Genomic DNA, 13,103 nt, shown 5'->3' on the forward strand with positions numbered 1-13,103 from the left:
GAGGCGCCGTACGCCGGGGCGAAGCCTTTTGGTTCCTTTTTGGCGTTTGAAAAAGGGACTCGCTGTAAGAGCGAAACCATAATCAGCCGTTACCGCAGCAACGGATATGCACTTGCTATCAAATATCACACCTGCGAATGCTCCATCATTCACTGGCTCCCCATACCCCCCAGGTTAACAAAACATAACGTGGCGTCGATTGTCAGACCTTTCCAAACCCCGATAGGATAAGCCAGCTTCCGAAGGGGCTCTAGATTGCGCATTTCAGGACTATGCTCCAGAACAGGCAATCACGATGCACACCCCTTACGGCGCCCTGAAAGGTTAAACGACCTAACAATAATAATGGGGGAAGGTCTATGAGTGAGCCTGTCATGGGTGTGGGTATCTGCCGCCCGCCGGCAATACGCAAATTCGCGTTGCTGGCTACAGCGCTCTCGCTGTTGGGCTGCGCCATGTTGTCGGGACCCGCGCTGGCCACTGCCGCGCCGGCGTCCGATGTGGTCTATTCCGTTGAATCCGCCAAAGCCAGCAAAAGCCTGATGCTCGACGTTGCCCACGCCGGCAAACGCCTGGTGGCAGTCGGGGATCGCGGGCACATTCTGTACTCCGATGACCAGGGCACAACCTGGACCCAGGCCAAGGTGCCGACCCGGCAACTGCTGACCTCGGTGTATTTCGTCGATGACAAACACGGTTGGGCCGTCGGCCATGACGCACAGATCCTCGCCAGCGAGGACGGCGGCGTCACATGGACCAAGCAATTCGAAGATTTGAAACGCGAATCGCCGTTGCTCGACGTCTGGTTCAAGGACGTCAACAGCGGCTTTGCCGTGGGCGCGTACGGTAATTTGATGACCACCACCGACGGCGGCAAAAACTGGGAAGACGCCAGCGACCGCCTGGACAACGAAGACCAGTACCACCTCAACGCCATCGCGGCGGTCAAGGATGCCGGGCTGTTCATCGTCGGCGAGCAGGGCAGCATGTTCCGCTCCGCCGATTGGGGCCAGACCTGGGAGAAGCTTGAAGGTCCTTACCAGGGTTCGCTGTTCGGCGTGATCGGCACCGCCCAGCCCAACACACTGTTGGCCTACGGACTGCGCGGCAACCTGTTTCGCTCCACCGATTTCGGCACCACCTGGGAGCCGGTCGAGCTCAAGGCGGCTCGCGGTGCGCTGGAGTTTGGTCTGTCGGGCGCCACGTTGCTCGACGACGGTTCCATCGTAATCGTCGGCAACGGCGGTTCGGTGATTCGCAGCAACGACAACGGCGAAACCTTCAGCGTGTTCAACCGGCCGGATCGCATTTCCGTGTCGGCAGTGACGGCGGCAGGCAACGGTAATCTGATTCTGGCAGGACAGGGCGGCGTTCGCGCTACTTCGCCAACCGGCTCAGAGCTGGGCAAATAATAAGAAGGGCGGAGCTATGACATCCATGACAACCCATCAACAGGACAAGGCGACGTTTCTTGAGCGCCTGATCTTCAATAACCGCCCGGCAGTGATCGTCATCTGCCTGCTGGTCAGCATTTTCCTGTTCTGGCAGGCAACGCTGATCCGGCCGTCCACCAGTTTCGAAAAAATGATCCCCCTCGAGCATCCCTTCATCCAGAAGATGATGGAGCACCGCAACGACCTGGCGAACCTGGGCAACACGGTGCGGATTTCCGTGGAGGCCACTGACGGCGACATCTTCTCCAAGGAATACATGGAGACCCTGCGCCAGATCAACGACGAAGTGTTCTACATTTCCGGCGTCGACCGTTCCGGCCTCAAGTCATTGTGGAGCCCGAGCGTACGCTGGACCGAAGTGACGGAGGAGGGTTTTGCCGGCGGTGAAGTGATCCCGCAGAGCTATAACGGCTCCCAGCAAAGCCTCGACCTGTTGCGCAACAACGTGCTCAAGTCCGGTCAGGTCGGGCGTCTGGTGGCCAACGACTTCAAGTCGAGCATCGTCGATATTCCGCTGCTGGAGTCCTACCCGGACCCGCAGGACCAGGGCAAGTTGCTGGCGCTGGACTACCGCAAGTTCTCTCACGAACTTGAAGACAAGATCCGCAACAAGTTCGAAGTCCAGAACCCTAACGTGAAGATCCACATCGTCGGTTTCGCCAAGAAAGTCGGCGACCTGATCGATGGCCTGGTCATGGTGGTGATGTTCTTCGGCGTCGCCTTCATCATCACCTTGATCCTGCTGTACTGGTTCACCAACTGCATGCGCAGCACCGTGGCGGTATTGAGTACGACGCTGGTGGCGGTGGTCTGGCAGTTGGGGCTGATGCACTTTTTTGGTTTCGGGCTCGATCCTTACTCGATGCTGGTGCCGTTCCTGATTTTCGCCATCGGTATTTCCCACGGCGTGCAGAAGATCAACGGCATCGCCTTGCAGTCCAGTGACGCGGACAACGCGTTGACCGCTGCACGCCGTACGTTCCGCCAACTGTTCCTGCCGGGGATGATCGCGATCCTCGCCGATGCCGTGGGCTTTATCACGCTGCTGATCATCGACATCGGTGTGATCCGTGAGCTGGCGATCGGGGCCTCCATTGGTGTGGCGGTGATCGTGTTCACCAACCTGATTCTGCTGCCGGTGGCGATTTCCTACGTCGGTATCAGCAAACGTGCCGTCGCGCGCAGCAAGAAAGACGCCCACCGCGAACACCCGTTCTGGCGCCTGCTGGCGAACTTTGCCAGCCCGAAGGTAGCGCCGGTGTCGATCGTCCTGGCCTTGCTGGCCTTTGGCGGTGGTCTCTGGTACAGCCAGAACCTGAAAATCGGCGACCTCGATCAAGGCGCGCCGGAGCTGCGTCCGGATTCGCGCTACAACAAGGACAACAACTTCATCATCAGCAATTACTCCACCAGTTCCGACGTGCTGGTGGTGATGGTCAAGACCAAGGCCGAAGGTTGCTCGCGTTATGAAGCCATGGCGCCAATTGACGAACTGATGTGGAAGATGCAGAACACCGAGGGCGTGCAGTCGGCGATCTCGCTGGTGACCGTGTCCAAGCAGATGATCAAGGGCATGAACGAAGGCAACCTGAAATGGGAAACCCTGTCGCGCAACCCGGACGTGCTGAACAATTCCATCGCTCGTGCTGACGGCCTGTACAACAACAGTTGCTCCCTGGCGCCGGTGCTGGTGTTCCTCAACGATCACAAGGCTGCCACCCTGGATCGCGCGGTGCATGCCGTGCAGGACTTCGCCAAGGAGAACAACAAGGAAGGCCTGGAATTCATCCTCGCGGCCGGTAACGCCGGTATCGAGGCGGCCACCAATGAGGTGATCAAGGAATCCGAGCTGACCATCCTGATCCTCGTCTACATCTGCGTCGCGACCATGTGCATGATCACCTTCCGTTCCTGGGCGGCGACCTTGTGCATCGTGTTGCCACTGGTCCTGACCTCGGTCCTGGGCAACGCCCTGATGGCGTTCATGGGCATCGGCGTGAAAGTCGCGACGCTGCCGGTGGTGGCGCTGGGCGTGGGGATTGGCGTGGACTACGGCATCTACATCTACAGCCGCCTGGAAAGTTTCCTGCGGGCGGGCCTGCCGTTGCAAGAGGCGTACTACCAGACGCTGAAGTCCACCGGTAAAGCCGTGCTGTTCACCGGCCTGTGCCTGGCAATTGGCGTGTGCACCTGGATTTTCTCGGCCATCAAGTTCCAGGCCGACATGGGCCTGATGCTGACCTTCATGCTGCTCTGGAATATGTTTGGCGCACTTTGGCTGTTGCCAGCGCTGGCACGGTTCCTGATCAAACCGGAGAAACTGGCTGGACAGAAGGGCAACTCGCTGTTCGCTCATTGATCCCTGGCTGAAACAGAAAAGCCGCAACCTGAGGTTGCGGCTTTTTTATGCCTAAAATTTCACACCAGTCCCCGTGGGAGCGAGCTTGCTCGCGATAGCGGCGTAACATTCAACATTGATGTTGGCTGACACTCAGCTATCGCGAGCAAGCTCGCTCCCACAGGGTTCAGTGTGGGTTCGCGGGATCGGTGCCCAGCACCACATTCAGCGCACTGCGCGCATCATCGAGTTGCACCAGCGTCGCATGCCGTGCGCCCAGCGCATCACGGTTCTCGATCGCGGTCAGAATCGCCTTGTGCCGTGGCAACGCCAGTTCATGCAGGTTCGGCCGCTGGTTGGAATGCTTCAATGCTTCGGCAATCGCCACCGACAACATGTTGCACAGGTTGGCCAACAGGTCGTTATGGGTCGCATCGGCGATGCGGCTGTGGAAATCCAGGTCTGGTTGCAAAAGCGCTTCAGGCGTCGGTGCCGCTTCCATGCGTTGGTAGGCTTCACCGATGGAGGCGATGTCGGCGTCGGTCGCGAATTGCGCGGCGAGGGCGGCCGCGGCCGGTTCGATGATGCTGCGCACACTGGTCAGCAAATCGAAGAATTCATTCTGCGGACTGCTTTGCATCAGCCAGTGCAGCACGTCCGGGTCGAGCATGTGCCATTCCTTGCGCTGCTTGACCACGGTGCCGACCCGCGGACGGGAATACACCAGGCCCTTGGCGACCAACACACGGGTGGCTTCGCGCAGTACCGGGCGACTGACCGCGTACTCCTCACACAGCAGGGCTTCGGCGGGCAGTTTGTCGTCCGGCTTGAAGCGCCCGGAGACGATCTGCATGCCCAGTTCCTGGACGATGCGCGAGTGCATGCTTTTGCGGTCGGAGGGTTTGCGGTAATCCATGGGGAACGGCGCGATCCTGTGCGATGGAGGTGCCGCGCATGATAGCAGGCGCGGCACGCACGGTCGCCAGAGCAAGCGCAGTCTTGAACGGAACGTAGAGCCAATGTGGGAGCGGGCTTGCCCGCGATGGGGCCATCACTTTCGACGGTTATGGCGACTGATCCACCGCTATCGCGGGCAAGCCCGCTCCCACAGGGCAGGGGGAGGTTAGTGCGAGTGTCGCGGGACCTCGGAGCCGCGGCAGCCGACCAGGAAGTCGAAATCGCAACCCTGATCCGCCTGCAGCACATGGTCGATGTACAGCTGGCGATAACCGCCCACGATCAATTGCTGTGGCGGTTGCAGGTCGGCCATGCGTGCGGCCAGTTCCGCGTCCGAAATGTCCAGGTGCAGGCGTCCGTTGGCGCAATCGAGCTCGATCCAGTCGCCTTCCTTCACTGTCGCCAAAGGTCCGCCGGCCGCCGCTTCCGGTGCCACATGCAACACCACCGTGCCATACGCGGTGCCGCTCATGCGCGCATCGGAAATGCGCACCATGTCCGTTATGCCTTGGGCCAGTAGTTTCGCCGGCAAGCCCATGTTGCCGACTTCGGCCATGCCTGGATAACCCTTTGGTCCGCAGTTCTTCATCACCAGAATCGAGTTCGCGTCGACGTCCAGTTCCGGATCGTTGATGCGTGCCTTGTACATGTCGAAGTTCTCGAACACCACCGCACGGCCGCGATGTTGCATCAGCTCGGCACTGGCGGCGGACGGTTTGAGCACCGCACCGAGTGGCGCCAGGTTGCCGCGCAACACACAGATCCCGCCGTCAGCACGAATCGGGTTGTCGAGGGTGCGGATCACTTCGTCCTCGCCGTAAATCGGCGCGTCCTTGGTGTTCTCGCCCAGCGTCTTGCCGTTGACGGTCAAGGCGTTCGGGTTCGGGATCAGGTTAGCTTCGCCGAGGCGACGCAGCACGGCTGGCAGGCCACCGGCGTAGTAGAACTCTTCCATCAGGAAGCGCCCGGACGGTTGCAGGTCGACGATGGTCGGCATGCCGCGACCGATGCGGGTCCAGTCGTCCAGATCCAGTTCGACGCCAATGCGTCCGGCAATTGCCTTCAGGTGAATCACGGCGTTGGTCGAACCACCGATGGCGGCGTTGACGCGGATGGCGTTTTCGAAGGCTTCCTTGGTGAGGATTTTCGACAGTCGCAAGTCCTCGCGCACCATTTCTACAGCGCGCATGCCGGACATGTGCGCCAACACGTAACGGCGCGCATCCACGGCTGGAATCGCCGCGTTATGGGGCAGGGAAGTGCCCAGTGCTTCGGCCATGCAAGCCATGGTCGACGCGGTGCCCATGGTGTTGCAGGTGCCGGCCGAACGGGACATGCCGCCCTCGGCTGCAAGGAAATCGTCAATGGTGATGGTGCCGGCTTTCACTTGCTCGCTGAGCTGCCAGACCACGGTGCCGGAGCCAATGTCCTTGCCTTTGTGCTTGCCGTTGAGCATCGGTCCACCGGTCACGACGATGGCCGGCACGTCGCAACTGGCCGCGCCCATCAGCAGCGCCGGGGTGGTTTTGTCGCAACCGGTCAGCAACACCACGCCGTCAATCGGGTTGCCGCGAATCGCTTCTTCCACGTCCATGCTCGCCAGGTTGCGCGTCAACATGGCGGTGGGACGCAGGTTCGATTCACCGTTGGAGAACACCGGGAATTCCACAGGAAAACCACCGGCCTCGATCACCCCGCGTTTGACGTGCTCCGCGATCTGGCGGAAGTGCGCGTTGCAGGGGGTCAGTTCCGACCATGTATTGCAGATGCCGATTATTGGCTTGCCGTGGAACTGGTGATCGGCGATGCCCTGATTCTTCATCCAGCTGCGGTACATGAAGCCGTTCTTGTCGGCAGTGCCAAACCATTGGGCGGAACGCAGGGTGGGTTTCTTATCAGACATGATCGATTCTCTTATTGTATGACTATATTGTTCGAGCTAAGGCGTAACATAAGCTCAAATTCGGCCATTTGGAAGTGTTGTTGGGCAATTAGTATTACTATATAGTCGTTTTCAACGGAGGGATGGCCCTGGCAGCTTTGGCGAGAGGCGTCCCCTGAGGTTCTATAACAACAACAATCGGAGACCGATCTCATGAGCCAGGAACTGCGGCTTATTCGTCGCATCACGTTGAAACTGATTCCCTTCCTGATCCTGCTGTACCTGATCGCCTACGTGGATCGCTCTGCGGTCGGCTTCGCCAAGCTGCACATGGGCGCGGACATCGGCATCGGTGATGCGGCCTACGGCCTCGGTGCCGGGCTGTTCTTCATTGGCTATTTCCTGCTGGAAATCCCCAGCAACCTGATGCTCGAACGTTTCGGTGCCCGCCGTTGGTTTGCACGGATCATGGTCACCTGGGGCGCGATCACCATCGGCATGGCCTTCGTCCAGGGACCGCACAGCTTCTATGTGATGCGCTTTCTGCTCGGTGCCGCCGAAGCCGGGTTCTTCCCGGGCGTTCTGTACTACATCACCCAATGGTTCCCGATTCGCCATCGCGGCAAGATCCTCGGGCTGTTCATCCTGTCCCAACCCATCGCGATGATGATCACCGGCCCCGTGTCCGGCGGCCTGCTTGGCATGGACGGCACCCTTGGCCTGCACGGCTGGCAGTGGCTGTTCATCGTCATCGGCACGCCGGCGATTCTGCTGACCTGGCCGGTGCTGCGTTACCTGCCGGATGGTCCGCAACAGGTGAAATGGATGGATCAGGCCGAGAAGGACTGGCTGACCGGCGAACTGAAAAAAGACCTTGAGACCTACGGCCAGACTCGTCACGGCAATCCGCTGCACGCCCTGAAAGACAAACGCGTGTTGTTGCTGGCGCTGTTTTATCTGCCGGTGACGTTGAGCATTTATGGCTTGGGCTTGTGGCTGCCGACGCTGATCAAACAATTCGGCGGGACTGACCTGGTGACCGGGTTCGTGTCTTCGGTGCCGTACATCTTCGGGATCATTGGCTTGCTGATCATTCCGCGCAGTTCCGACCGTCTGAATGACCGTTACGGTCATTTGGCGGTGCTTTACGTGTTGGGCGCCATCGGCCTGTTCCTCAGTGCCTGGCTGACGTTGCCGGTGCTGCAACTGGCTGCGTTGTGCCTGGTGGCGTTCGCGCTGTTTTCCTGCACGGCGGTGTTCTGGACCTTGCCGGGTCGCTTCTTTGCTGGCGCCAGTGCAGCGGCCGGGATCGCGCTGATCAATTCGGTGGGCAACCTCGGCGGCTATATCGGTCCGTTCGTGATTGGTGCGCTGAAGGAATACACCGGCAACCTGGCGTCGGGGCTGTATTTCCTGTCGGGGGTGATGGTGTTCGGGCTGGTGTTGACCGGTGTGGTTTATCGCCTGCTGGAGCGCAAGCATGTGCTGCCGTCGGACCAGTTCGCAGCGAGTGCACGCGGCGCGAGCCGTACCCAACCTGAGGCCTGACCCCAATCAACTGTGGGAGCGAGCCTGCTCGCGATGACGGACAGACACTCAACGTTGATGTTGGATGGTATGGCCTCATCGCGAGCAGGCTCGCTCCCACAGGGAACAGTGAAGTTTTGAATAACTGGAGAAAATTCATGCGTTTAGTTCAGTTCGAATTGAGTAACGGCGAGCGCCGGGTCGGCGTCGTCGAAGAGGGCCAGGTGCGCGAAGTGCAGGCTGCGCGCACGGTGCGCGACTTGGCGTTGGCGGCGATCGAAGCGGGCGTGAATCTTGAACAACAGGTGAAAACCCTGGGCCTGGGCGTCAGCCATGACTACGCACAACTGCTGGCCAACCTGCAGATCCTGCCGCCACTGGATCACCCGGACCCGGCGCACATGCTGGTCAGCGGCACCGGCCTGACTCATTTGGGCAGTGCCTCGGCGCGGGACAAGATGCATCAGCAGGCCGGCGACGAAGCCGCGATGACCGACACCATGCGCATCTTCAAATGGGGCGTGGAGGGCGGTAAGCCGGCGGCTGGTCAGGCCGGTGTGCAACCGGAGTGGTTCTACAAGGGCGACGGCAGCATCGTCGTGCGTCCGGGAAAACCTTTTCCGCTGCCGCCCTTTGCCGAAGACGCCGGTGAGGAACCAGAACTCAGCGGTCTGTATGTCATCGGCCACGACGGCAAACCGTATCGCCTCGGTTTTGCGGTGGGCAACGAATTTTCCGACCATGTGATGGAGCGCAAGAACTACCTTTACCTGGCGCACTCCAAATTGCGCAGTTGCAGCTACGGCCCGGAACTTCGCGTGGGCGATCTGCCGCAACATCTGGCCGGCACCAGCCGCATCCTGCGCGACGGTGAAGTGCTCTGGCAGAACGAGTTTCTCAGCGGTGAGGCCAACATGTGCCACAGCCTGGAAAACCTCGAGTATCACCATTTCAAGTACAACCAGTTTCTGAGTCCGGGGGACGTACACATCCATTTCTTCGGCACTGCGACCCTGTCCTTTGCCGACGGCATTCGCACCCGACCGGGTGACGTGTTCGAGATCAGTCAGGCCGAGTTCGGCGCGCCATTGATCAACGGGATTGCACCGGTTGAAGCGGCGTTCGAGCCCGGCACCATCGGCACCCTTTAAGGAGACAGGCATGACCCAGATTCTTGGTCACAACTACATTGGCGGCCAGCGCAGCGCAGCCGGCTCGCTCAAGCTGCAGAGCCTTGATGCCAGCACCGGCGAAGCGTTGCCACACGATTTCTTCCAGGCCACACCTGAAGAAGTCGATTCTGCCGCCAAGGCTGCCGCTGCCGCGTATCCGGCTTATCGCAGCCTGAGCGCCGAACGTCGTGCACAATTTCTCGATGCCGTGGCCGATGAGCTCGACGCCTTGGGTGATGAGTTCGTCGCGCTGGTCTGCCGTGAAACCGCGCTGCCCGCCGGACGTATTCAAGGCGAGCGTGGTCGCACCAGCGGCCAGATGCGCTTGTTCGCCAAAGTGCTGCGCCGTGGCGATTTCTACGGTGCGCGCATCGATCAGGCATTGCCCGACCGCCAGCCGCTGCCGCGTCCTGACCTGCGCCAATACCGCATTGCCCTGGGACCGGTCGCCGTGTTTGGCGCCAGTAACTTCCCCTTGGCGTTTTCCACGGCGGGCGGCGACACCGCTTCGGCTTTGGCCGCCGGTTGCCCGGTGGTGTTCAAGGCCCACAGCGGTCATATGGCCACCGCTGAACGAGTTGCTGACGCGATCATCCGCGCCGCGGAAAAAACCGGCATGCCGGCTGGCGTGTTCAACATGATCTACGGCGGCGGTGTTGGCGAAGCGCTGGTCAAGCACCCGGCGATTCAAGCGGTCGGCTTTACCGGTTCGCTCAAGGGCGGTCGGGCACTGTGCGACATGGCCGCTGCGCGCCCACAACCGATTCCGGTGTTCGCCGAAATGTCGAGCATCAACCCGGTGATCGTCTTGCCACAGGCCCTCGCAACTCGAGCTGAAGCCGTTGCCCGCGACCTGACGGCCTCCGTCGTTCAAGGTTGTGGCCAGTTCTGCACCAATCCCGGTTTGGTGATCGGTATTGCCTCGCCGCAGTTCAGTGCGTTCGTGCAGCAGGTCGCGGGGCTGATCAACGATCAACCCGCGCAAACCATGCTCAACGTCGGGACCTTGAGCAGCTATGGCAAAGGCCTGCAAAAACTCCTCGCTCATCCCGGCATCGAGCATCTGGCCGGTACTGCGCAACAAGGCAATCAGGCCCAGCCGCAGCTGTTCAAGGCGGATGTGAGCCTGTTGATCAACGGCGATGAGGTCTTGCAGGAAGAAGTCTTCGGCCCGACCACGGTGTTCGTCGAAGTCGCCGATCAAGCGCAACTCAGTGCAGCGTTGAATGGCCTACACGGGCAGCTGACGGCAACGATCATTGGCGAGCCTTCTGACTTCGAGCAGTTTGGCGAGCTAACGGCATTGCTTGAGCAAAAGGTCGGACGGATCTTGCTCAATGGTTATCCGACCGGGGTGGAAGTCTGCGATTCGATGGTTCACGGCGGGCCGTATCCGGCGACTTCCGATGCGCGCGGCACCTCAGTGGGCACGTTGGCGATTGACCGTTTCTTGCGCCCGGTGTGCTTCCAGAACTATCCGGACAGTCTGCTGCCGGAAGCGTTGAAGAACGCTAACCCTCTGCGAATCCAACGCCTGGTGGACGGCAAGCCATCACGCGATGCACTGTAAAAAGTAACTGCAATCCCTGTGGGAGCGAGCCTGCTCGCGATAGCAATCTGACTGTCGACTTCGATAGTGAATGAGAGTCAGCCATCGCGGGCAAGCCACGCTCCCACATTTGTTCCTGCTCGTGGTCGGGTTTTATGCCAGGCACGGAGCCGCCCTCACATTGAGCTATCATTGCGTCTTTCCCATTCAAAGATTGACTGCCATGACTGCCGTAACCGACACCTTGCTCGCCACCCTCGAACATTGCGATATGGTGGAAATCGACGGGCTTCACGCCTTCGAATTTTCCCTCGATGAAGACGACAATCTGCACATCGAATGCTTGGACGGTCGTGTGTCCAAGCACTGGGAGTTCACTCCGGCCGAAGTCGAAGCCGCGACCTTCGATCCAGACTTGCAAAGCTGGCTGATCACCGGCAGTTCCGGCGAACACCGATTGGTGTGCATGACCGCAATTCGCGGTGATGACGACGAGGAAGAAGCGAATGAGGATTCGTAATCTCTGGCCGCTGTTGATGGCCGGCAGCATTGGCGCAATGGGCGCCCAGGCGGCATTGGCCGAAGACTATCAATTGCTGGTCGGCTCCTACACGGCGGGGCAGAGTCAGGGCATCTATCGCCTCAAATTCGACAGTGCCACCGGGCAGATCGACGCCAAGCCACTGCAAGTGGTCAAGAGCGAAAATCCGTCCTGGCTGACCGTGTCCAAGGATCAGCGTCATCTGTTCGTGGTCAACGAAAACGGCCCGGGACAAAAAGACCCGGTCGGGCGTGTCAGCAGTTATGCGATCGATCCCAAGACCCACGCGTTAAGCCTGATCAATCAGGTTCAAAGCCTGGGCAATGAGCCGACCCATTCAAGCCTCAGCGTTGATGGCAGTCATGTGTTCGTCAGCAACTATTCGGTGGTTGAGGACCCGGGTGGCACGCTGGCGGTGTTGCCGGTGGGCGCCGATGGCACGCTCAAACCCGTGGTGCAGATGAGCAGTCATTCCGCGAGTCGGGTCAATCCCGAGCGGCAGATGTCGGCGCACGTGCATTCGACCGTCTCGTCGCCGGATGGCCATTACGTGTTTTCCAATGACCTGGGGGCAGACAAGATCTTTGTCTATCGCTTCGACCCCAAGGCCAACCCACATCTGCCGTTGACGCCTGCCACGCCGGCGTCCGTGCAATTGCCGGCCGGCAGTGGGCCGCGTCATTTGCTGTTCAGCGCGGATGGCAAGCATGCCTGGCTGACCATGGAAATGAGTGCTCAGGTGGCCGTGTTCGACTACCGGGACGGCAAGCTTGAACAAACGCAAATGGTCGACCTCGCCGCCGGCCAGCCGACATCGGACAAGGCTGCGGCGGCACTTCACGCCTCAGCCGATGGCAAGTTCCTGTACGTCAGCAACCGTGGCACCGCCAATCAGTTGCTGGTGTTCGCCCTCGATCCTGCGACCGGCCATCTCAAAGAGCTGCAGCGTCGTTCGGTTGAAGGTGACCACCCTCGGGAGTTCAGTCTTGATCCCAGCGGCAAGTTCTTGCTGATTGCCAACCAGAAAAGTAACCAGATCGTCGTCATCGAACGCGATGCCAAGACCGGTCTGCTGGGTAAAACCGTACAAAAGCTGCCGATGGATGCGCCAAGCGACCTCAAGTTCCTGGTGCGTCAATAGGCCGCAGGCCCCGATTGATGGGGCCTGTGTCCTTGTATCAACGACGCTGATATTTGGTAATGCTACAAAGCATTTCAAGGCATCGTTCCTCGGAGGTTAAGTTTGCTTCACGGCCCCACCGGGCATGCAAGCCAACTGACTCCGAGGAATACCGACATGAACTTCAATCTCTTCTCCATCATCGCTGCTTCCGCCATCTCTGCCACCGTTGCTCTGCCAGCCAGCGCCAACGTTGAAATCAACGACAAAAAAACCCACACCCAGAGCTACACCCAGAAATACCTGCAACAAAGCGCCAACTTCTACGCGGCACTGGATCACAAGACCCAAGCCTGAAATTCCAACCCTGCACCTTTTATGCAGGAGCGAAGTCACTTGCGCCGATCGAACTGAATGCTTCGAAAGACGATGAGTGATGTCGCTCCTGCATAACGCGTTTACGACAGCATCACATAGCCATCAATGCATCGCTTGATATCACATAGCCATGCGTTTAGATTTGACGTTGTTTTTTTGACTCATACTCTAGTAACAAGGATCGG

10 protein-coding genes are annotated in these 13,103 nt (G+C 59.6%); 8 read left to right on the forward strand and 2 right to left on the reverse strand.

Translation table 11 applies throughout. The features are described 5' to 3' along the window. The first annotated feature begins 359 nt into the window (after positions 1-359). Positions 360-1,412 (forward strand): WD40/YVTN/BNR-like repeat-containing protein, encoded by a 1,053-nt coding sequence (locus tag QRN31_RS21570; protein ID WP_285434435.1) that lies wholly within the window; start codon positions 360-362, stop codon positions 1,410-1,412. A 16-nt stretch (positions 1,413-1,428) separates the two neighbouring features. Beyond that, positions 1,429-3,813, forward strand: a complete 2,385-nt coding sequence (locus QRN31_RS21575; RefSeq protein ID WP_285434436.1) for an efflux RND transporter permease subunit — start codon at positions 1,429-1,431, stop codon at positions 3,811-3,813. Between the two features lie 166 nt (positions 3,814-3,979). Here the strand turns inward: QRN31_RS21575 and QRN31_RS21580 are convergent, their stop codons facing one another. Both QRN31_RS21580 and QRN31_RS21585 read right to left on the reverse strand, forming a co-directional pair. Beyond that, entirely contained in the window at positions 3,980-4,708 is a 729-nt protein-coding gene (locus QRN31_RS21580; protein WP_285434437.1) for a FadR/GntR family transcriptional regulator, read from the reverse strand. Between the two features lie 207 nt (positions 4,709-4,915). Next, positions 4,916-6,652: an IlvD/Edd family dehydratase gene (locus tag QRN31_RS21585; protein ID WP_090183261.1), complete on the reverse strand. Its 1,737-nt coding sequence runs from the start codon at positions 6,650-6,652 to the stop codon at positions 4,916-4,918. A 192-nt stretch (positions 6,653-6,844) separates the two neighbouring features. On the opposite strand from QRN31_RS21585, the gene QRN31_RS21590 reads away from it, so the two are divergent. From QRN31_RS21590 to QRN31_RS21615, 6 genes are all read left to right on the forward strand, one after another. Further along, positions 6,845-8,179, forward strand: a complete 1,335-nt coding sequence (locus QRN31_RS21590) for an MFS transporter (protein ID WP_285434439.1) — start codon at positions 6,845-6,847, stop codon at positions 8,177-8,179. 137 nt (positions 8,180-8,316) lie between these two features. Further along, complete coding sequence (araD1, locus tag QRN31_RS21595; RefSeq protein ID WP_285434441.1) at positions 8,317-9,309, forward strand: AraD1 family protein; 993 nt, start codon at positions 8,317-8,319, stop codon at positions 9,307-9,309. Between the two features lie 10 nt (positions 9,310-9,319). Further along, positions 9,320-10,900, forward strand: coding sequence for an aldehyde dehydrogenase (NADP(+)) (locus QRN31_RS21600; protein WP_285434442.1), 1,581 nt, complete (start codon positions 9,320-9,322; stop codon positions 10,898-10,900). 202 nt (positions 10,901-11,102) lie between these two features. After that, positions 11,103-11,399: a DUF5629 family protein gene (locus tag QRN31_RS21605; protein WP_285434443.1), complete on the forward strand. Its 297-nt coding sequence runs from the start codon at positions 11,103-11,105 to the stop codon at positions 11,397-11,399. Next, positions 11,386-12,561: a lactonase family protein gene (locus tag QRN31_RS21610; RefSeq protein WP_285434445.1), complete on the forward strand. Its 1,176-nt coding sequence runs from the start codon at positions 11,386-11,388 to the stop codon at positions 12,559-12,561. Before QRN31_RS21605 ends, QRN31_RS21610 begins: the two co-directional genes overlap by 14 nt. Positions 12,562-12,717: 156 nt before the next feature. Further along, positions 12,718-12,897 (forward strand): hypothetical protein, encoded by a 180-nt coding sequence (locus QRN31_RS21615; RefSeq protein ID WP_208668638.1) that lies wholly within the window; start codon positions 12,718-12,720, stop codon positions 12,895-12,897. The last annotated feature ends 206 nt before the right edge of the window (positions 12,898-13,103 follow it).

Origin of the sequence: Pseudomonas sp. fls2-241-R2A-110, from assembly GCF_030209165.1 — a bacterium.
Taxonomy (GTDB): domain Bacteria; phylum Pseudomonadota; class Gammaproteobacteria; order Pseudomonadales; family Pseudomonadaceae; genus Aquipseudomonas.